We start from the raw sequence: 24,403 nt of genomic DNA on the forward strand, positions 1-24,403 counted from the left end.
CCGTCGCAGGTGGGCGGCCGTCGCAGGTGGGCGGCCGCGGGGCGTCGTTACGTCCGGGCGGGTTCGGCGGTCGGCGGGGATGGGGTGAGGCGGCCGGTGCGGTCGAGGGCGTGCAGGGCACCGGCGCAGGCGAGGCCCAGCAGCGCCAGGGCGGTCCACGGGAGCGCGGACAGGCCGGCCGCGCGGGCGGCGTCGAGTGCGGCACCGGTGAGGAGATTGCCGAGGGTGATGCCGATGCCGCAGATGGTGTTGTACAGGCCGTAGTGGGTGGCGACGAGGCGGTCACCGGAGAGGCGGACGATGGTGTCCATCTCGAACGGGTAGGCGATCATCGTGCCCAGGGCCAGCAACAGGGCGGACAGCGCGGGCGGTACGGCGGCGAGCAGCCACAGCCCGATCCCGCCGTCGGGCACGGGCACGGCCGCCGCCGGCAACAGGGGCACGAAGGCGAGCCCCATCACCAGCAGGCCCCAGCCGAGCGCACGGCCCGGTGCCATGCGGGCCTTGCACCAGGCGGTCACCCGGGTCTGGCCGAGGATGGTGCTCAGACCGGACACGGCGAACAGCACCGCCACGGCCGCCGTGCCGAAGTCCCCCTCGCCGCCCAGGCGCCTGACCTCCAGCGGGAGCGCGAGGTAGACCTGGAACGACATCACGTAGGAGCCGATCATGGCGAGGGAGAACAGCAGGAACGGCCGGTTGGACAGGACGCTCCGCCATTGGGACAGCACGCTCTCCTGCCGCCCTCTGCCCGGGCGCGGGGGCAGCGCCCGGATCTGCACGACGCTCAGCACCGCGAAGATCCCGGCCGCGCTCAGGCAGGTGACGCGGAAGCCGATGCCCGTCAGCACCATGCCGACGAGCGGGCCGAGCAGGACGCCGGCCTGGTAGAAGACGTTGAACAGCGCGAACGCCTCCACTCGGCGCTCCCCCGCCGCAGCGGCGAGGTAGGCGCGGCTGGCCGGGTTGAACAGCGCGCCGGCCAGGCCGGTCGCGGCCGAGGCGGCGAGCAGCGCGGGCACGGAGTCGACGAGTCCGAGGGTCGCGAATCCCACCGTGCGCAGCACCAGCCCGGCGATGATCATCGGCTTGTAACCGAGCCTGTCGGCGAGCGTGCCGCCGACCAGGAACATGCCCTGCTGGCTGAAGTTGCGCACGCCGAGGATCAGCCCGACCAGCCATCCGGCCAGGCCGAGCGGGCCGGCCAGGTGCGTGGCGAGGTACGGCATCAGCATGTAGAAGCCGAGGTTGATGGTGAACTGATTGACCATCAGCAGTTGGACGCCGCGTTCGTGGGCGCGGAGCTGTGCGAGAGTGCGGTGCTTCACCGGTCGTCCTCCCCCGCGTCGCGGCCGAGGGTGAGCGGGTCGACGACACGCGTGCAGCGGGTCCAGCGGGTGACCTCCTTCTCGTCGAGGCGGCCGATCACCTCCGGTTCGGACGGGGGCGGGCCGTCGAGCAGGCCGTGGGCGGTGCAGTAGTCGTCGTCGTACACCGTGCCGAGATAGCGTTGTGGCCCGTCGGGGAAGATGGCCGCGATGCGGGTGTCCTCGGGCAGGGTGCGGGCGAGCCAGCCGGCCACCAGGGCTACCGCGCCGACGCTCCAGCCGCCGGTGGCGTAGTGGGAGGCGGCGAGCTGCCGGCAGGCCCACACCGCTTCGGCCGGGGCGACCCAGTGGACCTCGGAGAAGCTGTCGTAGGCGACGTTGCGGGGGTAGATGCTGGACCCGAGCCCCCGCATGAGCCGGGGCCGGGCGGGCTGGCCGAAGATGGTGGAGCCGACGGTGTCCACGCCCACGAGCGTCAGACCGGGGTAGAGCTGCTTCAGTACTCGCGAGACACCGGCCGAATGGCCTCCGGTGCCGACGCTGCACACCAGGACGTCGATGTGGGCCAGTTCGGTGGCGAGTTCCAGGGCGAGCGGGGTGTACGCGGTGGTGTTGTCGGGGTTGTTGTACTGGTCCGGGCACCAGGAGCCGGGGTGCTGGCGCATGAGCTGGGCGACGCGGTCACGGCGGGCCTGCTGCCAGCCACCGGTGGGGTGGGGTTCGGAGACGACGTTGACCTGGGCACCGTATGCGGTGAGCAGCCGGGTCATGGAGGTCTCCAGGCCCGGGTCGGTGACCAGGGTGACCGGGTGGCCGTGGACCATGCCGGCCAGGGCGAGCCCGAGGCCGAGGGTGCCGCTGGTGGACTCGATGATCCGGGCGCCGGGCTCCAGGTCGCCGCGGGCGCGGGCGCGTTCGACCATGTACAGGCCGGGGCGGTCCTTGATGCCGCCGGGGTTGAAGCCTTCGAGCTTCGCCCAGAAGCCACGCCCTTCGGGGGCGAACGGCTCGCTGACGTACAGGACAGGGGTCTTGCCGACCAGGACGGACAGGGCGGCCTGGCCGGGCCCGGGGTGGGAGGTGGTGCGGGGCGCGGTGTGCGGAGATTGCATCGGATTCGCTCTCGTTGTCGGTGAGGGGGCGTTCGGGTGCTGTTCCGTACGCCGCCCCTACGTCCGCCACCGGCAGAGGGAGCACAGTTTGAGGCGTCCGGACGCCGGGCCTCGGGGCTCCGGTGAAGCGGGCTTCTCACGCCCGGCGGCAACTGCCGTGGGCGTCGCCGTGGTTGCGGGTACGGCGTCGGCGCACACGGGGATGCGCCCCGGCGGACGCAACACGACCGGCTCCACGTGCGCGTCGGCCGGCGAGCAGGAGTGCGGGGGCGTCTCGGCGCGCGGCACCCGCGCGGTGGCGGGCCGGCTGCCGTGGGCCACAAGGGCGGTGGGGGCCGTAAGAGTCGTGGAGGACGGACCGTGGTCCTGAGCGGGCGGGTGCGGCAGGTGTCCGCAGCCGAGCGCCATCAGGAGCAGTCCGCAGAGGAGCAGGGCGAGCAGCCGGTACGACGCGGGCAGGACGAGCAGCCAGTGCCGCGCGGGCAGGGCGAGCGGGCGGTACCGCGCGGGCAGGGCTGAGGGCGGGTGAGTACGGGAAGGCGAGGGCACGGTTCCTCCGCGGGGCGGCCGTCACATACCGCGGGCGCACCACGGGGTGGGCGCGGCGCAACGGCGGGCGGGGCGGGCAGTGTCGGAGCAACGCCGCGGGAAACCGCCTCCGTAAGGCGTGTGGACGCACACGCCCGGGCAGGGCGGTCGCGGCGACAGCCGGTCGCATCGAGCCCGCAGCCGCGCGGGGCTGCCCGGGAGTCGATGGCCGGCGAAGTGTCGCCGGATCCTAGATCTGGAGAACGGTGGCTCTTATGGACGCGCCCGGCGACTGCCTGGCCGACGCCACGTCACCGAACGGAACGGGAGCGGGGCTCAGCGCCGTGGGCGCGCCTTCGCCGGAGAGGACACAGGCAGTCGGCGCGTCGAGGGCCGGTGGCTGCTGCGGCTGGCCGGGCACGCACTCCTGCGCCGCGTGGGAGGGGCCGTGATCGCCCTCGTGGTGACCGGCGGGCGGGTCCTGGGCCGTGTGGTCGTGCAGGGACTCGGCCGGTGTCACCGTCGTGGTGGTGGTGACAGCGGTCGGGTCGAGGTGCGCCGTGGTGCCTTCGGCGCTCACACCGTGCGCGTAGACGAAGGCGAACAGCGTGAGCGCCACCCACAGCATGCGCAACGGACCCGCCGAGGAGCGGGCCCGCGACATACGGGGAGACGACCAGGCCGTGACCATGCCGTGATCCTAATGGCACGACCGGCCGGTTCCGCCGCCAGGACGCCGAACATGGCGTGAAAGGCTCGCCGGCCGACGCGGGTCGGGAGCGGGTGTACGGGTCGTCAGCCGAGGGAGACAAGGAGGTCGTTGCAGGCGGCCTCGCACCGGCGGCCGGCTTGGAGGTTGGTTCAGTAGTCCCTGAATTCAGGAATCCGTGTACTATTGCGGCGTGCTGACACTTGCCACCGAGGTCGAGGTGATGGCGCGGTTCGGCCGCGCGCTCGCCGACCCGATCCGTTGCCGTCTGCTCCTGGCGTTGCGCGAGGCGCCGGCGCACCCGTCCGACCTCGCCGACCGGCTTGGGATCTCCCGCACCCGGCTGTCGAACCACCTGGCCTGCCTGCGGGACTGCGGCCTCGTCGTGGCCGTGCCCGTGGGCCGCCGCGCCCGCTACGAACTGGCCGACGAGCGGCTCGGACGCGTGCTGGACGAGCTGCGCACCGCCGTCGTCGCCGTCGAAGCGGACCGCACCTGCCCGGACGCCACCGAGAAGGGCTGCTGCTGAGCATGGCCGCGATATCCCTCGGTCCCTCGCCGGCGCAGCGCGACGCGCTCACCCGCCGGATACGCCTGCTCGTCGCCGCCACGATCGCCTACAACGTCATCGAGGCCGTCGTCGCGATCACCGCGGGCACCATCGCCTCATCGACGGCGCTGGTCGGCTTCGGACTCGACTCCGTCATCGAGGTGTCCTCGGCCGCCGCCGTCGCGTGGCAGTTCTCCGCCCGCGATCACGCCGTCCGTGAGGCCCGCGAGCAGAGGACCCTGCGGATCATCGCGGTCTCGTTCTTCGCCCTGGCCGCCTATGTGGCCGTGGACTCCGTCCGCGCGCTGGCGCACAGCGGAGAGGCCGACAGCTCGGTCCCGGGCATCGTGCTGGCCGCGCTGTCGCTGGCGGTGATGCCGTTCCTGTCCGCCGCGCAGCGCCGGGCCGGGCGGAAGCTCGGGTCGGCATCCGCGGTGGCCGACTCCAAGCAGACCCTGCTGTGCACCTACCTGTCCGCCGTGCTGCTGACCGGCCTCGTCGCCAACGCCGCCCTCGGCTGGTCATGGGCCGACCCGGTCGCCGCGCTCGTCATCGCCGCCGTGGCGGTCAAGGAAGGGCGGGACGCGTGGCGCGGCGACGGCTGCTGCGCCGTGCCCGCCGCCCCGACGACGGCGGCCCCGACGGCGGCCGCGCCCGGGAAGGCCGTCCCCGGGACGGCCGGGGACGCGTGCGGCTGCGCGGCCGGTTGCGCCTGCTGCTGACCTGCCGTCCTGGCCAGGGCGTGAGCGGTGGTGGCACCGAGGCACACTGGTGCCACGGCCGCGCGGCAGCGGCCAGGAGGAGAAAGGCCGGCGACATGTCGGACAGCGAGCAGGACCTGGCGCGGGCGCAGCAGCAGCACTGGCAGGGCACGTACGCGTCACACCCCGCCATGTACGGCGAACAGCCCTCCGCCCCGGCCGTCCACGCCGCCCGGGTATTCCGTGCGGCCGGCGCGGCGGACGTGCTGGAGCTGGGCGCCGGGCACGGCCGGGATGCCCTGTACTTCGCCCGCGAGGGGTTCACCGTCCACGCCACCGATTTCTCCGCCACCGGGCTCGAACAGTTGCGGGACGCCGCCCGCGCCCGGCACCTCCACGAGCGGGTGACCACCACCGTGCACGACGTGCGCGATCCGTTGCCGATGGCGGACGGCTCCGTGGACGCGGTCTTCGCCCACATGCTGCTGTGCATGGCGCTGTCCACCCGGGAGATCCAGGACCTGGTGGCCGAGGTGCGGCGCGTCCTGCGGCCGGGCGGCACCTTCCTCTACACCGTGCGGCACACCGGCGACGCCCACTACGGAACCGGCACCGCCCACGGTGACGACATCTACGAGCACGGCGGCTTCGCCGTGCACTTCTTCCCCCGCGACCTGGTCGACGCCCTCGCGGAGGGCTGGTCGCTGGACGACGTCCACGCCTTCGAGGAGGGCGAACTGCCCCGCCGCCTCTGGCGCGTCACCCAGACGCTGCCACGGTGACCACTGCCCGCACCGGCCCATACCGCACCGGCCCCTATCCGTGGGCCTCCGCCCAGGCCTGGGCGAAGAGTCCGGGCACCGGCAGGGGTGGCAGGAGGCGGGTGAACGGGCCTTGGACGGTGGTGCCGTCGGACGTGGTGGCCAGGTGGAGGGGGAGCTTCGCCGTCTCCAGGGGCAGGTGCGGCGCCTTGAGTTCGGTCCACGGCCCCGGTATGAACGCCGTCCGGCCCGCGCGGGAGCGCTTGCCCGTCTCGATCGCGCCGGCGGCTGCCAGCTCGGCCTGGGCCTTCTTGTGGCGGGCCGCCGTCCAGCCGTTCCAGCGGCGTACGTTCTGGTCCGTCGGCCGCGCGAGGGCCAGCAACTGGAGGTACAGCGCTGCGGCGTCCGGCCCCACGGAGAGGACGCCCGAGACCTCGGCCACCAGTGCGGGGACGCTGAGCCTCGGGTTCGCCTCGTACGCGCCTGGCGGCACCGGGGTGTGCGCGGCCCGCCGCAGCATCCGGGCCAGGCCGCCGTCCTCCCCGTACAGCACCTCGATGCGGCGCGCCGCCTCTTCCGCCGGGGTGTCCTTGCGGCGCGTGGCCAGCCCGGACGGGCGGATGAACGTGTCCTTGCCCGGTACGGCGACGACGAGGCAGCCGTCGTCGTACGCCAGCGAGGCATTGTTCCGGCCGTAGTCGGACCACGGGCACGGCAGCACCGGGCCTTCGTACCGCCGGAACGCGGGGTCGGTGGGTGCCGTGCGGGCCAGTTCGGCGTTCCAGCCGACCGGGACGCGCATGCCCGGGGCGTTCAGCGCGCGCAGCACCTCAGCATGGAGTGCGCGGGCATGCGCCTGTGCCGGGTCGCCGACCGGGCGCTCGGTCAGGAGCCAGGCCAGGACGGTGGCGGGCTGGGTGTGGGGCAGGTCCGAGGGCCGGATGACGTCCCGGGCGCTGCCGTCGTACGCGGCCCGGTGGAGGTTCAGGCCGCCGGTGCTGCCGCCTGCGAGGACGTAGCGCGGCCCGGTCCCGTCCGGCTGCGGCCCGTCGGTCCTCGGGGCGTCCGGCTGCGGCCCGTCGGTCCTCGGGGCGCCAGGCTCCCGCCCGTCCGGCTCCGGCGGGACGCCGTCGGTCTCCTCTCCCCCGCCGGGGGCGGAGAGCCGCTGGGCCCAATCGGTGCCGAGCCCCAGGTCGCCCTCCAGGCCGAGCGCCAGGTCCTCGTCGGCGTACGGGCGCCGGCCGACCAGGCGGTTCCACACGTCGGCCATCCGCTCGGCGGCCCGCACCATGCCGCCGTCCGCCCACAGTTCGGCCGGGTCGTCGGGGATTCCGGCCGCCAGGATCGCTCCACCGCCGGACGGTCCGATGGTGTAGGGCAGCCCGTCGTACTGCGAGGTGACGTCCTTGTCCGCCTTGTAGGGCGCCGAGCGCAGCAGCTTCTTGTGGTCGTCGTAGCCCATGCGGCGCGGAAGCCCGGCCAGGACGAGCGTCGCGAGGGACCGCCGGGCTCCGGTGCGGCGGCTGAAGGCGAGGACCGCCTCCGGGGGCACCGGTACGGGGCCGTGGGCGTCGAGCAGGCCGAGGAACCGGATCAGGCGGCCGGCGTCGTCGCGGTCGATGGTGACCCGTATCGCCGCCCCGGGCTCCTCGCCCGCGCGCCTGGGCTCTCCCTCGGTGGCCCCCTCGGGGACGGGGGCGTCCGCCGGCTGGACGAAACGCACCGTGCGCTGCCAGTTGGGCGGGCCGGAGACGGCGGCCCGCAGGCCGTCGGCGCCCAGGGAGGCCAGGGGCGCCCGGCCGGTGCGCCAGGCGCTGCCCCGTACGGCGAAGGGCTGGTCGGCCCAGGTCCTCAGCAGCGCCTTGAGCGCGGCCCGCTCGGCGTCGTCCGTGAGGGCCACGGCCGCGCGCCAGGCCGCCGCGTCGATGTGGCCGAGCAGCACGCTCCAGTCGAACGGCGGCGAGTCCGGGGCCAGTCGCCGGATCTCGTCGTCCAGTTCACCGCGCAGGAAGGCGCCGTCGGCGGCGACCGCGGTGAGGGTGGCCGGGTAGGGCTGCGGGTCGCGCTGGTCGCTGTGGGCGCGGAACGCCGGCAGGAGGCCCCAGAGCGCCGGTACCAGCTCGGTGTCGGGAACGGGTGCGGGCAGCCGCACGGCGGGCCCGGACCGCATGATGCCGACGCGCCGGGACAGCTCCTGGCGGCGGCGCAGCACGTCCGCCGCCAGTCGGGCGGCCCGCCGCACGCCGGCCGCGATCCGCGGGTCGGTCACCCCCGCCGGGACCCGTTCGGGGTCGGCGAGGAGCGCTTGCGCCTCCGTGTCGGTCAGTGCCCGCAGGGCGGTGGAGGAGGCGGGGTCGCGCGGGGTGAGGAAGTGCCAGAAGGCGGGCGGCGGGAAGGGGGTGCCGGCGTGGGAGCGGCGGGCTGTCTTGTACCGGGGGACGTCGGGGGCGGGGAAGCCGTCCACCTCCCAGAGCAGGGAGCCGTCCTCGGAGGCGTGGCAGCGGATGCTCGCCTCCTCGGCGAGTACGCCGTCCTCGCCGCCCTCGGGCATGCGGATGATGCCCCAGGGCTCCTGGCCCTGCCGTGAGACGCGGTAGGTGGCGCTCCGGCCGTCGATGCCTTGCAGGAGGAAGTCGGCGGGGGCATGGGTACGGTGGTCCGTGCGGTGGAGCACCCGGCAGCCCACCAGGTTCCCCGCTTGGCCGAGCGGGGAGGCGGGGGCGCCCGGTGGCAGCGGCGCCAGGGTGCAGGCCCGGTCGAACAAGGCGTGTCCGCCGGGGATTTCACCTGAGGTGTGGAACCCGGGCAGGGCGGTGTCGTCCGTACGGGCGCCGGTCGCCGGGTCGAGGCGGGCCCAGCCGTCGGTGAACGTCCGGGCGCTCCACGTCCGGTGTCCGTCGGACATCTGGAGTTCGAACTTGCCGATGCCCTCCCGGCCGCCGGGGCGCAGGACGCGCTCCCCGTCGTGGCGGCCGCCGCCGTCGGCGCTCTCGAACTGGAAGCCCAGACCGCCCTTGATCGACCCTCCATAGGGGATGAGACCGAGGACGTCGTCGGGTGCGAAGACGTCCTCGGGACGGTCGGCCCAGAAGGCGTGCTCGGCGTATCCGGCCTTCGTGCTGTTCCAGCCGACGAGGAACCGCCCGCCGGCGAAGTGCACGGAGTGCGTGGTGGCGTCGTCCGGAACGGGGAAGGCGCAGGAGCCCCGTCGCCCGGCGTGGTCGACGGCGACGGCCCGGGTGCGGCCGTACACGGTCAGCACCGGCCAGGTGCAGGTCACGCCCGCGACCTCGTCGCCCGACCGGTCGAATTCGGCCAGGACGTCGTCGAGGGCCGGCCAGCCCAGCTCCTCCGGGAGCCCGGCGCGGAGGGAGCGGGTCAGCGGCCCCACCAGGTCGAGCGCGGCCAGGGCCTCCTCGATGCCGTCCAGCGCGGTCGTGGTGGGCCGGTCGAGCAGGGTGGCCAGTTCGTCGACGGCCTCGTCGGCGGCGCCCAGTCCGCCGCCGCGCAGGGCGTCGAGCAGCCCGTTGACCCGGCGGTGCACCTCGGCGGCAATGCCCGAGTTCTCGGGCAGGCGGGTGATCGCCGTGCCGGGCGTGCGGGAGCCGGAGAAGCGGCCGTGGAGCAGCTCCTCGTGGACGGTGCCTTCCAGGCGTTGCCCGAAGACGGGGTCCTTGGCGAGGGCCTTGAGGTCGCGGCGGGACCGGTCGCCCCAGAACTCCAGCCCGACGCGGCCGCCCGGGTCCTCGACGGGGATGCCCTCGGCGAGGCAGGCGTCGAGCAGGTCGGCGTCCAGGCCGGTCCACCGCCACTTGCTCTTGTGCAGGGTGACCGGTTCGCCCGCCGCGCGCAGCCGGGGGGCGAGCAGCGTCACGAACGCGAACAGCTCCGGTGGCATCGGCTGGCGCACGATGCCGCCGCCCGACGGACGGAAGGCGTAGTCGCCGGCGAACCGGCCCAGCCAGGCGGCGTGTCCGCCTTCGGGGACGATCCGGCCGGCGCCGAGCGCCTCGGCGGCGCCGGAGCCCGTCAGCAGGCGCAGCCAGGCGGCCGCGTCGCTCTTCGAGGCGGGGAAGAGACCGAGCAGGGCGGCGTTCACCTCGTCGCCCTGCGGGTGCTCGGTCAGGACGGCCGCCGCCGCGTCCAGCAGCGAGTCGGGGACGGCCTTGCCGTGCGCCCGGGCGAGGACCGCGCCGAGGACGCGGGCCTCCTCGTCGGTGCCCAGCCCCGCCGCCCGCGCCGACGCCCGCACGCGCCGCGCCAGGTCGGCCGGGAGATCGCCGGGGGACGCCGCCCACGTGGTCAGCAGCCGTACGTACTCCTCGTGCGCCTCCTTGGGCGGGAGGCTGTCCGTGAGCCATCGCTGATACATCGTCAGCTCCTTGGCGGGCAGCGCGCCGGCGCGGGCGAACAGCAGGGTGTTGGCCCGGTGGAATTCGGCGTCGACCGTGAGGGCGTGGTCCCGCTCGGCCTCGCGGGCCTCCGCGTAGGCACGCCCGGCGTGGCGCGGTGAGCGCACGGCGGCGGACAGCCAGTGGCCCACGGTGTCCCAGAACCACGGCCGGTGCGCGGGCGGCAACTGCCGGGCCCGTATCGCCATCCCGTCCAGGAACCGCCCCGGCTTCTCGTACGCCCGGGGCAGCTCACCCCCCGCCGCGCGCAGCAGCTCCCGCGCCGCGGGCTCGGCCCCGGGGTCACGGGCCAGGACCCAATCGACGTACAGGGAGGAGCAGATGGGCTTCCGGGGCAGCTCGACGATCATGTCAAGCATCCTCGCACGGGCCACTGACAGTGCCCCCGGCCCGCGGGGCCCGCGCGGTGTGCGACACAGGGCCCGGGGCCCACGGCCGTCAACGGACCGCACAGAACACGTCAGTGGTGCGTCAAGCACGACGACGGCGGGTGCGCCCGGCCCTACGGTCACTGCCATGGGACGTATCGGTGACGTCGGGCCCGGCCAGTACCACGCACCGGTGGTGCGGGACGACGGTTGGGGCGCCGACGCTCGTTTCGCGTGCGTCTGCGCGGCGACGCTGCTGGGGCTGTTGCTGGTGATCGACGCGGGTGCGGGAAGCCTGACGTGGTGGCGTGCCGCGCTGTGGGCCGCACTCGCCGTGCTGCTGCTCGTGGTGCTCACACCGCCGAGGGTGTCCGCCCAGGCGGGCCGCCTGGTCTCGCGGGGCGTGCTGTGCGAGCGGAGCGTGCGCACCGACCGCCTGGTGTCGGTGCGCCGGTCCGGCGGCGTGGCGCAGCGGCTGATCCTGCGGGACGCGGAAGGCGGCCGTGTCGAGCTGGACCCGCGGGTGCTGGTCGCCAATCCGCCGCTGTGGCGGGTGGTCGACGAGGACGCCCGCGCGTGCCTCGCCGCCGGTCTGCTGCTGTGCGGAGGGAACTCCATGCGCCAACTGTCGGAGCGTATCGACAGTGAGACGGCGCAGGCGGTCTTCCGGGTGTCCGGCCTCGGGTAGCCGCCGTTCAGGGCGCCCGCACCTGGGGCGGTTCTCCCCAGGGGGCGGTCAGGGCGTCGCGCAGCGCGGTGACGGCGTCCTCGCCGATGCGCCGCGCGAGGTGGTCTTCGAGGACGGCGAGCGTGGCCAGGGCGCGGCGGTGAACGCGGACACCTTCGGCGGTGGTACGGATCAGGCGGCTTCGGGCGGAGGAAGGGTCGGGGACCTGTTCCAGCAGGCCCATGTCGATCAGGCCGTGGACGGCCTGGTGGACGGTCTGCCGGGTGACCCCGATGCGGCGGGCGAGCTCGGAGATGCTGGTGCCCTCGTCGTCCAGGGTGGCGAACACCATGCCCTGTGCGGCGGTCACCGGCCGCTCGCCCGCGGCCAGCATGCCGGCCTGCAACGCGTCGTCGAACCAGCGCTTGGCCTCGATCAGCAACTGGGGAAGGTTCCGTGCGGGGGTGGTCATGGCTCCTCGGAGTGCGGGGGGTTCGAGCATAGCCGTGACCGAACCGGCCTCCCGGCGGCGGTCAGTCGTCCACGAGCGCGTCGACGCCGGCGCGGGCGGCCCGGGCCGCCCGCTCGGCCGTCCGGAAGGCGGGGTCCTCCACCGTGGAGCGGCCGCGTTCCGTCGGCACCGGCGGTTCCACGGTGGCCTGCCACTTCCCCCACACGCGCTCGCCCGGGGAGGCCGGCAGGCATGCTTGAGGTGGCCAACCTGCGCAAGGTCGACGGTGCCTTCGTCGCCGTCGACGACGTCACGTTCACCCTTCCCGAGCAAGGATCGCTTGCGGTCGTCGGCGAGTCGGGGTCCGGCAATACGACCACCGCGCGCATGGTCGCGGGGCTGGAGACGCCCGGCGGAGGGCGGATCGTCATGGCGGGCGACGAACGCCGGCCGGGGCGCGTACGGCCGGGTGAGCGGCGGGCTCGGGGCCGGCGGATCCAGATGGTGTTCCAGGACCCCTACTCCTCCCTCGACCGGCGACAGCGGGTGCGCGACACCGTCACCGAGGCCGTGCTGCTGCACCGGCCGCTGCGGGGGAACGCTTTGCGGGACCGGGTCGCGGAACTGTTCGCCATGGTGGGCCTGGATGACCGGCAGACCCGGTCCCGCCCAAGGCGTTGTCGGGCGGTCAGCGCCAACGCGTCGCCATCGCCCGCGCGCTGGCCGCCGAACCACACGTCCTGACCCTCGACGAGGCCATCGCGGCGCTGGACGTGTCGATCCAGACCCAGATCCCGGGCCTCCTCGCCCACATCCGGGCGGGCACGGGAACGGCGCTGCTGTTCATCACCCACGACCTCGGCGCCGTCCAGCACGTCAGTGACGACGTCCTGGTCATGCGGGTGGGCAAGGTCGTCGAACACGGCCCGGTCGCGGATATCCGGGACCACCCGGCGGACGCGTACACGCGCCGCCTCATCGAGTCGTCCCCAAGCCGGGCTGGAAGCCGCGCAGGAGCAGGCGGGAGGCCACGGCCTGAGCCGGCGAGGGCGCTTGTCCGGACACAGGGGGCCGGACAAGCGCCCTCACTCGGGGCTGTCCTTTCGTGCGACGCCATGATCCGCCGCTGGTCGCTGGCCCGGCACCCCCGGTCACGGGTGGGTGCCGGCGATGCGACCGATGCGGTGGAGCGTCTGCGACAGCAATCGCCTTTCGCTGAGCGCGCCCTGGGTGTGCAGGAGGAAACTCACGGGTCTCGCCGCCCGCACGGCTGCTTCCCGTTCTTGTCGTACGTTGCGGCGGACGGTCACCAGGCCGAGGGCGACGGCGGCCGTGCCCGCTGCCGCCTGCTGGCCCGCCAGCCAGGCACCGCCGGCCACCGCGAGGGCAGCCGGGATCTGCGTTTTGACGTTGATCGCCATTGTCGCCGCGTCCAGGCTCAGGTCCCGCAGGCAGCGCCTAAGTTCTTCGAGGGGCAGCGCGAACCTGGCGTGGATCTCGTCCTCCAGGTACTGCTGCCGGGTGTGCGGGTCCGCGATCTCCGCGAGGGTGCACAGCTCGGCCGCTGTCTCATCGATGGTCCGGCCGAAATCGAGGAATGCCGCACCGTGCCGTCGGCGCAGCTCCACGATCCTCCGCACCGGTACGCGATCCATGTCCGCGGGGACGACGAGGCGCAGCGCGAGGACGGCGAGCTGCTCGGCCAGTTCCGGATCGGAACCGTCCGTACCCGGCGCCGGCCGGTCCAGCAGCGCGGCGGCCATGGCCGGCGCCGTCCACTCGTGGGTGAGTGCGTAGGCATCGGGCTTGTCCGTCGTCAGGCGTAGCTGGTTCGCGGCGGCGAAGTCCTGCGACAGCAAGGTCGAGTATAGAGAAACCAGGCTCTCGTCCATGACGAGCCAGCGCAGGTCGGCCTCGTGCGAGAGGTCGATACGCCCCTTGACTGCCAGCCCCGCCTCGACCAGCGCATCGGCCACCGCCGGCAGTATCTGCTCGGTGTGGAGGGCGCCCAGAGGCCGTCGCTCCCCCACCGGGTCCGTTGTCAGCCAGGTGCACTGGAGGGCGCCGTGCACGTCCTGCGGCCGGACGCCGAAGCGGCGTCGCAGTTCGGGCGCGTGCCCCGCGAGAAGCTCCAGCAGACGCGGAGCCACCGACGCCACCGACCTTCCCGGCGCGGCACGCTCGACGAAGCCGAGTTCACCGGTCAGGACCCTCACGGTCTCGGAGTCCCTTGTCGCGTAGTCCTCCGGAACGATCCGTACGATACGAGGCCAGTACAGGGCTGCCACCTTGAGCCACCGCTCGTCCCGGACGTTGAAGTACGGGTAGTAGAGCCCGTACCTGCGGTGCGTCGCGGTCGGGGGTTCGGGCGTCGACACACTTCCTCCTCGGCCACAGGGCCATGGCGCTCGTCAGTGAGGTGAGATGGGGGTGCGGTGCTCGCGGGGAGTCAGGCGTGGCCGAGCTGCGCTTCGAGCGCGGTCATGGCCTCGACGAGGAGCCTCCGGTACGCGGCGGCGTCTTCGCTCATGCCGTGGTCGTGCGCGTACCGTTCGCACCATGTGGCGCGGCGTACGGTGACCAGGGAACGGAACATGTCCCTGGCCCGCCGGTCTTCTCCTTCGTCGGATGCGACGGTGCTGACGTGGTCCCGGTTGCTGTTCAGCATGATCGCCTCGATGGTGTGGGCCCGCCCGTTTCCCGTCCCGACGCCGTCCATGTCCTCCGTGAGCCGCAAGAGCTGGAAGAAGGGACCGCGTAGCAGGACCTCCCGCTCGTAGGCGTACTCGGACAGCTCGTCGATCGGGACCGCACACACCGAGGTGACGGTGCTGAGGGGGAAATGCGACCGGTACATTTCGAGCTGATCGCCCGTAAGGCCGCACACCTGGATTTTCCAGATCAGCGGAATGAGATCCGGATTCCTCCTCGCCTGCTCCCGCGCGAAGGCCATGGCACGGTCGCGGTCGACGCTGGCGGATGCCATCCCGAGAGGGATGGAGAGGTATCGCGAGCTCACCGGTCCCGCGGCGATCCGAGCGAGCTCGGCGAGTTGCCGCTCGGTGACGCACATCCCGCGGTGGACCACACCCTCGAAGTTATCCACATGCGGGTGGTGATATCGGTAGTTGAACAGGTCGATGCTCAACAGCTCGACCAGAAATGCGGCGCTCCGCAGGCCCTTCGGGTCATCGACCAGGCCGTCCCGGCGGAACGCCGTATTGATCGTGCTGAAGATCCGACGGTAGCCCGGCTCGGAGGTGTAGAGCCGGATCGCGCTGTACTCGTCCACGTTCTCGCCCGGTGAGGGCCGGCGGTCAGCCCATTCCTTCACGCTGGAAAGAAGCGCGTGGATCAATTCCCGGTCCTGGTCAGGGAGGGGCTCCGCGGCACGGGAGAGGTCCCGTTCCATATGCTTTCCCAATTCGGCCATATATACCGGGTACCGGTCCCAGTTCGTACGGATCTCATGGATGGCTCGGCGCAACTGGGCCATGCGCGTGGCAACGTTCGTGCCCGTGAAGAAGGTTCTGTCGCCGCCGACCGTGCCACTGTCACACAGGTCCGGCCATTCCACGAAGCGGCTCAGCCGTCGGGCTACTGCCATGGAGTTCCCTCCGTCGCCTACTGTGCCGGGAGAGTTCCTGATGCGCGTCCGTCAACGCAGCCGCTGGACGTCCCTCGAGCACACGTCTGCCGTCAGGCCGGTCACTTCGCGGAACGGGACCATCAGCAGGGCGGGGTGGGAACTGTCCGGGGTGACCGACTTGGTGAGCGACAGGGTGCCCGTCTGGATCTGCCTGTACCAGTGCACGAGGATTTCGACCTCCGACCGGGGCTCGATCTCGACTTCGAACCGCTGGGACGCCGTGAACTGTTCTGTCGTCTCTGTGCCCCTGTGCAACTCCAGGGACGCCTTCACCTCTGCTTCGGCGACGGGAAGTTTGGCCTTTGCCGCCTTTTCCACCGCCGCCTTGACGTCCCATGCGACGGAGCGCCTCCATTGCCGGGAGAGGGTTCGCTCGACCTTGATACGAGCGCGGCTGCTGTTCGCGAAGACGCCGATGCGTTCCACGGCAGCGAGTTCCACTTCTGTTTCACCGTTCGAGGCGCCGGCGAACTCCCAGCCGACCTGGCGTTTTCCCCTGGCATTGAGGAGGAGATGTACACCCAGGGAAACGATCATGTGTGCGACAAACGGGATCATCAGAGCCCCCCATGACGTTGAGGCACGGCCTCTTGTGGAAGCCCCAGAGGAGGCCGCCGTGCCGAACGACAGCATGGCACACATCGCCCTGACTGAGATTGCAAGAGACAAAAGCGGTCCGCTGGTGTGGCAGCGGAGGAAACTGAGGAAAACTGGCCGCACGTCTGACTGATCGTTTCGGAATGCGTGCGGCCAGTGTGCGCGAAGTGCGGCGGGGCCGATGACCGGGTCAGCGCGCCCGGAACCGGGAGCCGACCATGGGCCGAGCCCGACCGCTCCGGCAGCAGTAGGCGGGAAACCTGATGGGGCAGCGGGGTGTGGGCGCCGCTCCACGGTTTGAGCGTCGGATCGTGCAAGTCATTGCCGGTGAACCACCCCACGGCGAAGGTGTGGTCGTTGCTACGGCCATGAGGTTCGCGCCCACCCCGCGCAGGGGGGCGACGCACGCGGCGTCGTCCTGGGCTCCCGACCGCCCGGACCAGGACGACGGCGACCTGCGGGTCTCGGAGGCCGGTCACTACCACCGGACCTCCCCCGGCCTCAGGACGGACGCACCCGCTCACCGATGGCTCGCCGAGACGGTCTTCGTGGGACTCGCCCACCCCGAGGGGGAGAAGGTCGTCGCCATCCGGATGTACGCGGTCCGCTAGCGCACACCGTCGGGCGTCTCACCGGCGGGCCCCGCCGTCGCCCGTCGCACCGTCAGGACAGCGCCCGGTACGCCCGGTTCAGGCAGTCGCGGAACCGGACGGTGTCCTCCGCCCCGAGGTCCTGGACCATGCGCTCCTCCAGCCGCCGCGCCGGCTCGGCGTACTGGGCCAGCAGCCGGCGGCCGGCATCGGCGAGCAGGACGACTTTCTCGCGCCGGTTGCGGGGGTTGGGCTCACGGCGGATCAGGCCGCGGCTTTCCAGGGTGCGGACCATGTCGGCCATGGACTGGGCCGTGACGAAGGAGTCCCGGGCGAGCTGGGCGGCGGACAGTCCGTCGTGCCGCTCCAGGACCGTGAGGGCCGTGTACTGGAGCGCCGTGATCCCGGCGGGCTTGAGCAGCTCTTCGAGGCGGGCGCGGACCACCAGCTCGGTCCGCTTGACCAGATAGAGCAGCGAGGGGCCCGTACCCACGCCTCCACCCGCCCCGCCCCCCGCCTCGGATTCCGCAGGTGCTCCGAGTGCTTCCACGTCACGCCTCCACGCCTTACCGGCCGTCTTCGATGCCCGCTCACCCTAGGCCATTGACAGGAATCCTGAGAATCGACACACTCCCACCATCGCTCCAATCATCAGGATTCCTGTCAATCCCATGAAGAGGTGCAACACCATGGATCTGCACGGCAGAACCGCCGTCGTGACCGGAAGCGGACGCGGACTCGGGCTCGGTTACGCCCGTGCCCTCGCCGCCGCCGGGGCCTCGGTCGTCGTCAACGACATCGACGCCGACGCGGTCGACGCCGCGGTCGCCGACATCGCCTCCGCCGGCGTCAGGGCGGCCGGCGTCGTGGCGGCGGTCGGCGACAGCGAGGCGGCCCAGCGGCTGGTGGACACGGCCGTACGGGAATTCGGCCGACTGGACGTGCTCGTCACCAACGCGGGCATCCTCCGCGACCGCGTGCTGTGGAAGATGACGGACGAGGACTTCGACGCCGTCGTCAGGGTCCACCTGCGCGCCACCTTCACCTGCGCCCGGGCGGCCGCGATCCGGATGCGGGAGCAGGGCACCGGTGGCCGTCTCGTCCTGATCTCCTCGCCCGCCGGGCAGCGGGGCAACTTCGGCCAGACCAACTACGCCGCCGCCAAGGCGGGCGTGGTCGCGATGGCGCGCACCTGGGCCATGGAGCTGGCCAAGGCGGACATCACCGTCAACGCCGTGGTTCCGGTCGCGGCCACCGAGATGACGAAGACCATCCCGGCCTTCGCGCCGGCCATCGCGGAGTCCGAGCGCACCGGCGAACCGTTGCCGGACTGGCTGCGCAAGCACGAGGGGCTGGGCACGGTCGACGACGTAACCGGCCTGATCACCTTCCTGGCCTCCGACGCCTCCCAGGGCGTCACCGGGCAGGCCATCGGCATCGGTGGCGACCGGCTGGCCCTGTGGGCGCACCCCAAGGAGAAGGCGGTCGCCTTCGCCGACGGCGGCTGGAGCGCCGACGCGATCGCCGAGCGGTGGCACGGCGGCGTGGGCGCCGAGCCCGAGACGTACGGCATACCTGCTCCGCACGCACCGGGGGCGTGAGATGAGCGACCTCGCGCTCGACGTCTCCCGGCTGACCGCCATCGACATGCACACCCACGCCGAGGTCTCCAAGGACGGGCACGGGTCCTTGAGCCCGGAGCTTTTCGGCGCCTCCGAGCGGTACTTCGGGGCCCACGGCCACCGGCAGCCCACCATCGACGAGATGGCCGCCCACTACCGGGAACGCCGCATGGCCGCCGTGGTGTTCACCGTGGACGCCGAGCACGCCACCGGGCACCCGCGGATCGCCAACGAGGAGATCGCCGAAGGCTGCGCCGCCCACCCCGACGTCCTCATCCCCTTCGCGAGCGTCGACCCCCACAAGGGCCGGGCGGGTGTGCGGGAGGCGCGCCGGCTTGTCGAGGAGTACGGCGTACGCGGCTTCAAGTTCCACCCGAGCGTCCAGGGCTTCTCCCCCAACGACCCGCTGGCCTATCCGCTGTACGAAGCCATCGAGGAACTGGGCGTCCCCGCGCTGTTCCACACCGGGCAGACCGGCATCGGCGCGGGCGTCCCCGGCGGTGGCGGTATCCGGCTGAAGTACTCCGACCCCATGCTGGTCGACGACGTCGCCGTGGACTTCCCCCAGTTGCGGATCATCCTCGCCCACCCGTCCTTCCCCTGGCAGGACGAGGCCCTGGCGGTGGCCACGCACAAGCCGTTCGTGTACATCGACCTGTCTGGCTGGTCGCCGAAGTACTTCCCGCCGCAGCTCGTGCGGTACGCCAACACCCTGCTGAAGGACAAGGTGCTGTTCGGCTCCGACTACCCCGTCATCACGCCCGACCGGTGGCTCGCCGACTTCGACGGGCTCGACATCAAGCCGGAGGTCCGGCCCAGGATCCTCAAGGACAACGCCGCCCGCCTGCTCGGTCTGGTCAAGGACTGAAGGGGGCGCCGTGCTGAACCAAGGCATCGGCTCCTGGCCGGCGCGCCGGGCCCGCAAGACACCCGACCGGATCGCCGTCGTCCACGAGGACCGCACCTGGACCTACCGCGAGCTGCACCAGCGGGTACTCCGGCTGGCCCACGCCCTGCGCGGGCTGGGTACGGGGCGGGGCGACCGGGTGGCGTACCTGGGCCCCAACCGCCCGGCCTTCCTGGAGACCCTGTTCGCGGCCGGTGCGCTCGGCGCGGTCTTCGTGCCGCTCAACACCCGGCTGGCGGCTCCGGAGCTGGCGTACAGCCTCGCCGACTCGGGCAGCACCGTGCTCATCCATGCCCCGGAGCACGCCGAGGCCGCCGGCGCGGCCGCCGGGGATGCGGGGGTGCGCCACCGGGTCACCCTTGGCGAGCCGGAGGAGCGTGTCCTCGGTGACGGTGTCCTCGGTTACGAGGAGCTGCTCGCCGGCGGCGGGACCGATCCGCTGGACGAGGCCGTCGCCCCGGACGACCCGTGCATGATCATGTACACCTCCGGGACCACGGGCCGGCCCAAGGGCGCCGTCCTCTCCCATGCCAACACCATCTGGAACAGCGTCAACGTCCTCGTCGACACCGATCTGGCCGGTGACGAGGTCACCCTGGTCATCGCCCCGCTGTTCCACACCGCCGGGCTCAACATGACGTGCCTTCCGACCCTCCTCAAGGGCGGGCGCGTGGTGCTGCTCGGCGCGTTCGACCCCGGGCACGTCCTGGAGCTCATCGAGCGCCACCGCGTGACGTACATGTTCGGCGTTCCCACCATGTACGACGCCATGGCCGCGAGCCCCCGCTGGGCGGGGACCGACCTGTCCAGCCTGCGCACCCTCAACTGTGGCGGCGCGCCCGTCCCGGCCCGCACCATAGCCACCTACCTGGCCCGTGGCCTTGCCTTCAGCCAGGGCTACGGGATGACGGAGGCCTCCCCCGGCGTGCTCTACCTGGACCGGGAGCAGACCTCGGCCAAGGCGGGCTCTGCGGGCGTACCGCACTTCTTCACCGACACGCGCGTGGTGCTGCCCGACGGCCGTGACGCCGCGCCGGGCGAGCGTGGCGAGATCCTCGTCAGCGGTCCCAACGTCATGTCCGGCTACTGGGGCCGGCCGGAGGACACCGCGGCCGCCCTCACCGGCGACGGCTGGCTGCGCACCGGCGACATCGCCCGGACGGACGCCGAAGGATACGCCTACATCGTCGACCGGGTCAAGGACATGTTCGTCTCGGGCGGCGAGAACGTGTACCCGGCCGAGGTCGAGGACGCGATCCTGAGCCACCCAGCCGTCGGCGAATGCGCCGTCATCGGCGTGGCCGACGAGGTCTGGGGCGAGGTCGGCCGCGCCGTCGTCGTCCTGAGGCCCGGTGCCGCCGCCGACGCCCCGGCCATCCTGGACCACCTGCGGGGCAGGCTGGCCAAGTACAAGATCCCGAAGTCCGTCGTCTTCGCCGACGCCCTCCCCCGTACAGCGTCCGGAAAGATCGTCAAACCCGCCCTCCGCGACGCCTACGCCCACGCCAACGCCCACGCCTGGACCGACGGCGACCACCCGACGCACCCCCAGTGAGGAACCCCGTGCCCACGACTGCCCATGGCCTCGACGAGCTGAAGTCCCTGAGCGGAGCCGACCTCGGCCGCACCGCGTGGCGGGAGATCACCCAGGACCGGGTGAACACCTTCGCCGACGCCACCGACGACCACCAGTGGATCCACACCGACCCGGAGAAGGCCAAGGAGGGCCCCTTCGGCGCCCCCATCGCCCACGGATACCTGACCCTCTCCCTGGTCATCCCGCTCTTCACCGAGCTGCTGACCATCACCGGCATCTCCATGAGCGTCAACTACGGCTCGGAGAAGGTCCGTTTCCCGAGCCCCGTGCCGGTCGGCTCCAAGGTCCGCCTGCACGGCGCGGTCGGCTCGGTGGAGGACGTCAAGGGCAACGGCGTGCAGATGCCGCTGACCTTCACGGTGGAGGTCGAGGGCAGCGACAAGCCCGCCTGTGTGGCGCACGCGGTCTACCGCCACTACGCCTGAGCATCCGGAGGGACGCCCTCAGTCGTCCGGGTGCGCCTCGGTCTGCAGCCTCCACGAGCTGCCCGGGCACCCGGCCGGCAGGGGCGGGAAACGATGGCCCTTCACGTCCGTGCTCCAGTGGTGACCGGCGCCGCAGTCGCACTCGTAGATTCCGCTGGAGGGCACGATCTCGCCGGGATGCCACCAGGTCTTCTCCTCGCTCATGCCCCCTGTCTACGACGACGTCCCCGGTTCCGCGACCCGGCCGACCGAGGGCGGGCGGTCCCTTTCCGCCGTTCAACCGGACGTCATGCGTCAAACCTGGCTGCTCATCGATCGTCTCCCGCCTTCTGTGATCAGGCGTTAATGTCCCCGCTCGCCGGCGCGTCCAAGGGTGACGGCGCAAACCGCGCCGCGCTCTCTCACGGAAGATCGGGAGCCCTTGCATGACGTCGTCCCTGGAGTGGGTCGGATTGGTCACGGCCGCGTTGAGCGCGGTGCACGCGCTGGGCGTCGTGCGGCGCCGTCCCTGGAGGCGGCTGGACCGGCGGGCGCCGGGCGCGGGCGTGGACCACGGGGTGAAGCGGGAGCTGTGCGGGTGCCCGGTGGCCCGGGTGGTCCGGTTCGAGGCGGCCGACGGCAGCGTACTGACCGTATGGACGGTGCGGCCGGGCGCCGGAGGGCGCCGCGAGGAGAGCGGCCTGTGGTGAACGACGTACCGTCCGGCGAGACACTGCGGCTGCGGGGAAACGTCGGGCAGCGGTTGCTGGAGATCTACCCGGCGTACATCGAGCGGGCGCCGTACGCCCTGCGCCGCAGATACGGCCTGTCACTGGTCCAGGGCGAGGACGTCGCGCAGGAGGCGTTCCTCCGGGTGGCGCGGGCCGTCCTGACGGGGCGGGCCGCGCCCGGCCAGGACCTGATGGGCTACCTGCTGCGCGCCGCCTACAACCTGACCGTGAGCACCTTCCGCCAGGAGCGGGTGGTGGTGGCCGCGGACACCGTGCTGGCGCGGCTCCAGGAGCGGCAGTTGCCGCCACCGGCCGTGGACCTGCGGGTGCTGCACGAGGTGGTCGTGCCGGCCATCGAGAGGATGGCGCCCGGGGCACGGAAGCGGATCGTCGAACTCCAGGCCCGGGGGCTGGAGGACCGGGAGATCGCCGAGACGCTCGGGATATCCCTGGAGAACCTCCGGGTCCAGCGTCACAACGCGGTCGTCGAGCTGCGGCACAAGCTCAAGCGCCATTGCCGCCCACAGCGGCGGAAGGACACAGCGGTGCACGGAAAGGGAATCAAGGGAATCAGCCGAAAGGGAATCAGGTGAGTGATGTGAGCGGGTACGACGGTCCCCGGGGCGAGTACTCGGAGCCGACGGTTCCGGCCGGACTCACCGACCTGCTGCGGGAGCTGGAAGGCACGCGGGACTTCTGGGACCGGCCCTATGGCACGTGCGACCCGGACGCGGGCGGTGACGCGGAGGAGGAACGCGCCCGGGCGAATTCCTTCTACCGGCTGGGCACCAAGGCCCTGCGCCGTGACGAGCTGGGCACGGCGGCGGACTGGCTGGGGCGGGCGGCGGAGCGGGACCATCCCGGAGCGCTGTTCCGTCTGGCCGTCGTCGTCCACCGCCGGTTCGGTGCGGAGGGGCGTGACGATGCCCGGTTCCTCGTCGCCGAGGCGGCACGGCACGGACACGGCGACGCCGGCGCGCTGCTGTGCGAAGCCACGGCCGGGGCGGGGAGGCGCCTGAACGAAGTTCAGGCGCAGGACCCGGAGTTCATCGACGACGTCCGCGCCGCCCTCGGCCTGTCGCGCACCCCCTCGCCCCCCGTCCCGATGGACCCCCCGGCGGCGGGCGCCCCGGCGGCCGACAACGTGCGGGCCCCGACGCCCCCGGCCCCGGTCGCACCGGTCACCCCGACGCCGTCGGCCGCCCCGGCCGGTGGGCTGTGGGTACCCGGCCGCACCGACGGGCGAAGCCGCCTGTGGACGCCCGCCCCGCTGCGGTCGGCGTCCCTCACCAGCCTCGCCCAGCAGGTCCCGGCCGCGCGCGAGTCGGCCCAGCGGTGGAAGGAGGCCATGCGCGTCCTGGACGTGCTCGACGCCATCGGGAGCGCGGACGGGCCGGTGAGCGCCGCGCGGATCGCACACGGCACCGGCATGGACGCACCGGCGCTGGAACACCTGCTGGCCTGGCTGTCCCAGCAGGGCCTGGTGGCCGCCGCCGGCGCCGGTGCGTACACCGCCGGTCCGCTCATGCGCGTCCTGTCCGGGCACCGGGGCGCCGAGCGCGAGAACGCCCTGCGGGAGGTCCTCTCCGACCTCCGGGACACGGTCGGGGCGGCGGTGTACGTGAGCACCTACACGGACGGGGAGGTGCGGATCACCCAGTACGCGGACGGGCCCAGCACGCCCGCCGTGTACGAGTGGGTCGACTTCCGCGAGGCGGCGCACGCCAGCGCCGTCGGCAAGAGCCTGCTGGCGCAGCTCGACTTCGAGGGCCGTATGGACCACCTGCACCGGCGCCGTCCCGTCCCGCTCACGCCCCGCACCATCACCGACCACCGGCACCTGTTCCACGCGCTGGACCACCACGGCCCCCAAGCGGCCCAATTCGACCTGCTGGAGTACTCCAACGACGAGGTGTGCGTCGCCTTCCCCCTCACCCTCGCGGGCCGGGCGGGGGCCGTGGCGCTGTCGCTGCCCGTGGCGCGGCAGCACCGGCTCCTCGAAGCGGCCGATGCCCTGAGCAACCGCTCGGCGAGCCTGCTGGCCACCCTGCTGCTCGCGGCGGACCCACCGGACGGCACACACGGCGCGGGCGCGACCGACGCGACCGACACGACCGACACGAGCGACACGAGCGACACGAGCGACGGTGCGGACACTTCGCGGCAACCGGTGGGGCTCGGGACGCATGCGGGTGGGGGTGAGGGGGCACGCGATCGGCATGGCCGGTGACACGGACGACGACGGGCGGGTCCGGCACCCCGGGGCGAGCGGCCACCGGGCGGTGCCGCACACGGCTGACGTGCGCGTCGAGGCGTGGGGCGCGAGCCGCGAGCAGTGCCTGGTGGAGGCGGTGCTCGGCATGGTCGAGTGCTTCGCGGACGTCTCGGGGGCACGGGCGACCGCGGTGCGGCAGGTGCAGGTCGACGAGGCCAGTGACGACGACCTGCTGGCCACGCTGCTGGACGAGGTCGTCTTCCGGCTGGAGGTGCACGGCGACGTGCCGGTGGACGTCGAGGTGGAGACGGTGGACGGCGGGCTGGACGTGCGGATGGCGGTGACCGACGTACGCTCGGTGCCGATCACCGGTGCCGTGCCGAAGGCCGTGTCCTGGCAGGAGCTGCACCTGGCCCCCGATCCGTACGGCTGGTCGTGCGCGGTCACGGTCGACGTGTGACACCGCAGCTCCGGACCCGTGCGAAGCCCCGTGCGGGCCCCGTG

The 24,403-nt window shown here is 72.6% G+C and carries 24 protein-coding genes and 1 pseudogene; 14 read left to right on the forward strand and 11 right to left on the reverse strand.

The window, feature by feature from the left end; all coding sequences use genetic code 11:
- Positions 1–47: 47 nt before the first annotated feature.
- The 4 genes from AB0J57_RS00340 to AB0J57_RS00355 all read right to left on the reverse strand — a co-directional run bounded on the left by AB0J57_RS00340 (position 48) and on the right by AB0J57_RS00355 (position 3,659).
- Complete coding sequence (locus AB0J57_RS00340; RefSeq protein WP_366126424.1) at positions 48–1,271, reverse strand: MFS transporter; 1,224 nt, start codon at positions 1,269–1,271, stop codon at positions 48–50.
- A gap of 53 nt (positions 1,272–1,324) precedes the next feature.
- Positions 1,325–2,440, reverse strand: a complete 1,116-nt coding sequence (locus tag AB0J57_RS00345; RefSeq protein ID WP_366125657.1) for a PLP-dependent cysteine synthase family protein — start codon at positions 2,438–2,440, stop codon at positions 1,325–1,327.
- A gap of 57 nt (positions 2,441–2,497) precedes the next feature.
- A complete protein-coding gene (locus AB0J57_RS00350; RefSeq protein ID WP_366125658.1) occupies positions 2,498–2,989 on the reverse strand; it encodes a hypothetical protein in 492 nt (163 codons plus the stop codon).
- Between the two features lie 229 nt (positions 2,990–3,218).
- The gene (locus tag AB0J57_RS00355; protein ID WP_366125659.1) at positions 3,219–3,659 is read right to left on the reverse strand and encodes a hypothetical protein; all 441 of its coding nucleotides are present in this window, start codon (positions 3,657–3,659) and stop codon (positions 3,219–3,221) included.
- A 211-nt stretch (positions 3,660–3,870) separates the two neighbouring features.
- Here AB0J57_RS00355 and AB0J57_RS00360 point away from each other — a divergent pair, with 211 nt between their 5' ends.
- The 3 genes from AB0J57_RS00360 to AB0J57_RS00370 all read left to right on the forward strand — a co-directional run bounded on the left by AB0J57_RS00360 (position 3,871) and on the right by AB0J57_RS00370 (position 5,710).
- Positions 3,871–4,206: a metalloregulator ArsR/SmtB family transcription factor gene (locus AB0J57_RS00360; protein WP_366125660.1), complete on the forward strand. Its 336-nt coding sequence runs from the start codon at positions 3,871–3,873 to the stop codon at positions 4,204–4,206.
- Between the two features lie 2 nt (positions 4,207–4,208).
- Positions 4,209–4,949 (forward strand): cation transporter, encoded by a 741-nt coding sequence (locus tag AB0J57_RS00365; protein ID WP_366125661.1) that lies wholly within the window; start codon positions 4,209–4,211, stop codon positions 4,947–4,949.
- 95 nt (positions 4,950–5,044) lie between these two features.
- Entirely contained in the window at positions 5,045–5,710 is a 666-nt protein-coding gene (locus AB0J57_RS00370) for a class I SAM-dependent methyltransferase (RefSeq protein ID WP_366125662.1), read from the forward strand.
- Positions 5,711–5,744: 34 nt separating this feature from the next.
- Here AB0J57_RS00370 and AB0J57_RS00375 read toward each other — a convergent pair whose 3' ends face one another.
- Positions 5,745–10,451 carry a hypothetical protein gene (locus tag AB0J57_RS00375; RefSeq protein ID WP_366125663.1) on the reverse strand — a complete coding sequence of 1,569 codons (4,707 nt, stop codon included), beginning with the start codon at positions 10,449–10,451 and terminating at the stop codon, positions 5,745–5,747.
- Positions 10,452–10,617: 166 nt separating this feature from the next.
- Here AB0J57_RS00375 and AB0J57_RS00380 point away from each other — a divergent pair, with 166 nt between their 5' ends.
- Positions 10,618–11,157, forward strand: a complete 540-nt coding sequence (locus tag AB0J57_RS00380) for a hypothetical protein (RefSeq protein ID WP_366125664.1) — start codon at positions 10,618–10,620, stop codon at positions 11,155–11,157.
- 7 nt (positions 11,158–11,164) lie between these two features.
- Here the strand turns inward: AB0J57_RS00380 and AB0J57_RS00385 are convergent, their stop codons facing one another.
- Positions 11,165–11,608, reverse strand: coding sequence for a MarR family transcriptional regulator (locus AB0J57_RS00385; RefSeq protein ID WP_366125665.1), 444 nt, complete (start codon positions 11,606–11,608; stop codon positions 11,165–11,167).
- Positions 11,609–11,839: 231 nt separating this feature from the next.
- Between AB0J57_RS00385 and AB0J57_RS00390 the strand changes: the two are divergent.
- A pseudogene (locus tag AB0J57_RS00390) lies at positions 11,840–12,190 on the forward strand (ATP-binding cassette domain-containing protein); the annotation flags it as partial.
- A 548-nt stretch (positions 12,191–12,738) separates the two neighbouring features.
- Here the strand turns inward: AB0J57_RS00390 and AB0J57_RS00395 are convergent.
- From AB0J57_RS00395 to AB0J57_RS00405, 3 genes are all read right to left on the reverse strand, one after another.
- Complete coding sequence (locus AB0J57_RS00395; RefSeq protein ID WP_366125666.1) at positions 12,739–13,965, reverse strand: DUF6236 family protein; 1,227 nt, start codon at positions 13,963–13,965, stop codon at positions 12,739–12,741.
- Between the two features lie 71 nt (positions 13,966–14,036).
- Positions 14,037–15,194: a hypothetical protein gene (locus AB0J57_RS00400; protein ID WP_366125667.1), complete on the reverse strand. Its 1,158-nt coding sequence runs from the start codon at positions 15,192–15,194 to the stop codon at positions 14,037–14,039.
- Positions 15,195–15,245: 51 nt separating this feature from the next.
- Positions 15,246–15,794: a hypothetical protein gene (locus AB0J57_RS00405; protein WP_366125668.1), complete on the reverse strand. Its 549-nt coding sequence runs from the start codon at positions 15,792–15,794 to the stop codon at positions 15,246–15,248.
- Positions 15,795–16,201: 407 nt separating this feature from the next.
- Between AB0J57_RS00405 and AB0J57_RS00410 the strand changes: the two genes are divergently transcribed.
- Positions 16,202–16,444, forward strand: coding sequence for a hypothetical protein (locus AB0J57_RS00410; RefSeq protein WP_366125669.1), 243 nt, complete (start codon positions 16,202–16,204; stop codon positions 16,442–16,444).
- A gap of 52 nt (positions 16,445–16,496) precedes the next feature.
- On the opposite strand, the gene AB0J57_RS00415 is transcribed toward AB0J57_RS00410, so the two are convergent.
- Entirely contained in the window at positions 16,497–16,916 is a 420-nt protein-coding gene (locus AB0J57_RS00415; protein ID WP_366125670.1) for a MarR family transcriptional regulator, read from the reverse strand.
- A 196-nt stretch (positions 16,917–17,112) separates the two neighbouring features.
- Between AB0J57_RS00415 and AB0J57_RS00420 the strand changes: the two genes are divergently transcribed.
- The 4 genes from AB0J57_RS00420 to AB0J57_RS00435 are packed head-to-tail and all read left to right on the forward strand — an operon-like array spanning position 17,113 to position 20,974.
- Positions 17,113–18,024 (forward strand): SDR family NAD(P)-dependent oxidoreductase, encoded by a 912-nt coding sequence (locus AB0J57_RS00420; RefSeq protein WP_366125671.1) that lies wholly within the window; start codon positions 17,113–17,115, stop codon positions 18,022–18,024.
- A 1-nt stretch (position 18,025) separates the two neighbouring features.
- Positions 18,026–18,913, forward strand: a complete 888-nt coding sequence (locus AB0J57_RS00425; RefSeq protein WP_366125672.1) for an amidohydrolase family protein — start codon at positions 18,026–18,028, stop codon at positions 18,911–18,913.
- Positions 18,914–18,923: 10 nt separating this feature from the next.
- Complete coding sequence (locus tag AB0J57_RS00430; RefSeq protein ID WP_366125673.1) at positions 18,924–20,507, forward strand: long-chain fatty acid--CoA ligase; 1,584 nt, start codon at positions 18,924–18,926, stop codon at positions 20,505–20,507.
- 8 nt (positions 20,508–20,515) lie between these two features.
- Positions 20,516–20,974: a MaoC family dehydratase gene (locus AB0J57_RS00435; RefSeq protein WP_366125674.1), complete on the forward strand. Its 459-nt coding sequence runs from the start codon at positions 20,516–20,518 to the stop codon at positions 20,972–20,974.
- Between the two features lie 18 nt (positions 20,975–20,992).
- Here AB0J57_RS00435 and AB0J57_RS00440 read toward each other — a convergent pair whose 3' ends face one another.
- Positions 20,993–21,178, reverse strand: coding sequence for a hypothetical protein (locus AB0J57_RS00440; RefSeq protein ID WP_366125675.1), 186 nt, complete (start codon positions 21,176–21,178; stop codon positions 20,993–20,995).
- A 221-nt stretch (positions 21,179–21,399) separates the two neighbouring features.
- On the opposite strand from AB0J57_RS00440, the gene AB0J57_RS00445 reads away from it, so the two are divergent.
- Genes AB0J57_RS00445 through AB0J57_RS00460 form a run of 4 tightly spaced genes read left to right on the forward strand, consistent with a single transcriptional unit; the run spans position 21,400 to position 24,359 of the window.
- Positions 21,400–21,663 carry a hypothetical protein gene (locus AB0J57_RS00445; RefSeq protein ID WP_366125676.1) on the forward strand — a complete coding sequence of 88 codons (264 nt, stop codon included), beginning with the start codon at positions 21,400–21,402 and terminating at the stop codon, positions 21,661–21,663.
- A complete protein-coding gene (locus AB0J57_RS00450) occupies positions 21,660–22,277 on the forward strand; it encodes a sigma factor (RefSeq protein WP_366125677.1) in 618 nt (205 codons plus the stop codon). Before AB0J57_RS00445 ends, AB0J57_RS00450 begins: the two co-directional genes overlap by 4 nt.
- Complete coding sequence (locus tag AB0J57_RS00455) at positions 22,274–23,914, forward strand: IclR family transcriptional regulator C-terminal domain-containing protein (RefSeq protein ID WP_366125678.1); 1,641 nt, start codon at positions 22,274–22,276, stop codon at positions 23,912–23,914. Before AB0J57_RS00450 ends, AB0J57_RS00455 begins: the two co-directional genes overlap by 4 nt.
- Positions 23,904–24,359 (forward strand): archease, encoded by a 456-nt coding sequence (locus AB0J57_RS00460; RefSeq protein ID WP_366125679.1) that lies wholly within the window; start codon positions 23,904–23,906, stop codon positions 24,357–24,359. Before AB0J57_RS00455 ends, AB0J57_RS00460 begins: the two co-directional genes overlap by 11 nt.
- Positions 24,360–24,403: the final 44 nt, after the last annotated feature.

The sequence above is a fragment of the Streptomyces sp. NPDC049837 genome, assembly GCF_040674455.1.
Classification (GTDB): domain Bacteria; phylum Actinomycetota; class Actinomycetes; order Streptomycetales; family Streptomycetaceae; genus Streptomyces.

Coding starts and splice junctions, on each gene's coding strand:
- AB0J57_RS00340 (WP_366126424.1), bottom strand. CDS start 1,271: ATGGTCAATCAGTTCACCATCAACCTCGGCTTCTACATGCTGATGCCG.
- AB0J57_RS00345 (WP_366125657.1), bottom strand. CDS start 2,440: ATGCAATCTCCGCACACCGCGCCCCGCACCACCTCCCACCCCGGGCCC.
- AB0J57_RS00355 (WP_366125659.1), bottom strand. CDS start 3,659: ATGGTCACGGCCTGGTCGTCTCCCCGTATGTCGCGGGCCCGCTCCTCG.
- AB0J57_RS00365 (WP_366125661.1), top strand. CDS start 4,209: ATGGCCGCGATATCCCTCGGTCCCTCGCCGGCGCAGCGCGACGCGCTC.
- AB0J57_RS00370 (WP_366125662.1), top strand. CDS start 5,045: ATGTCGGACAGCGAGCAGGACCTGGCGCGGGCGCAGCAGCAGCACTGG.
- AB0J57_RS00375 (WP_366125663.1), bottom strand. CDS start 10,451: ATGATCGTCGAGCTGCCCCGGAAGCCCATCTGCTCCTCCCTGTACGTC.
- AB0J57_RS00380 (WP_366125664.1), top strand. CDS start 10,618: ATGGGACGTATCGGTGACGTCGGGCCCGGCCAGTACCACGCACCGGTG.
- AB0J57_RS00385 (WP_366125665.1), bottom strand. CDS start 11,608: ATGACCACCCCCGCACGGAACCTTCCCCAGTTGCTGATCGAGGCCAAG.
- AB0J57_RS00400 (WP_366125667.1), bottom strand. CDS start 15,194: ATGGCAGTAGCCCGACGGCTGAGCCGCTTCGTGGAATGGCCGGACCTG.
- AB0J57_RS00405 (WP_366125668.1), bottom strand. CDS start 15,794: ATGATCCCGTTTGTCGCACACATGATCGTTTCCCTGGGTGTACATCTC.
- AB0J57_RS00410 (WP_366125669.1), top strand. CDS start 16,202: ATGAGGTTCGCGCCCACCCCGCGCAGGGGGGCGACGCACGCGGCGTCG.
- AB0J57_RS00420 (WP_366125671.1), top strand. CDS start 17,113: ATGGATCTGCACGGCAGAACCGCCGTCGTGACCGGAAGCGGACGCGGA.
- AB0J57_RS00425 (WP_366125672.1), top strand. CDS start 18,026: ATGAGCGACCTCGCGCTCGACGTCTCCCGGCTGACCGCCATCGACATG.
- AB0J57_RS00440 (WP_366125675.1), bottom strand. CDS start 21,178: ATGAGCGAGGAGAAGACCTGGTGGCATCCCGGCGAGATCGTGCCCTCC.
- AB0J57_RS00445 (WP_366125676.1), top strand. CDS start 21,400: ATGACGTCGTCCCTGGAGTGGGTCGGATTGGTCACGGCCGCGTTGAGC.
- AB0J57_RS00460 (WP_366125679.1), top strand. CDS start 23,904: ATGGCCGGTGACACGGACGACGACGGGCGGGTCCGGCACCCCGGGGCG.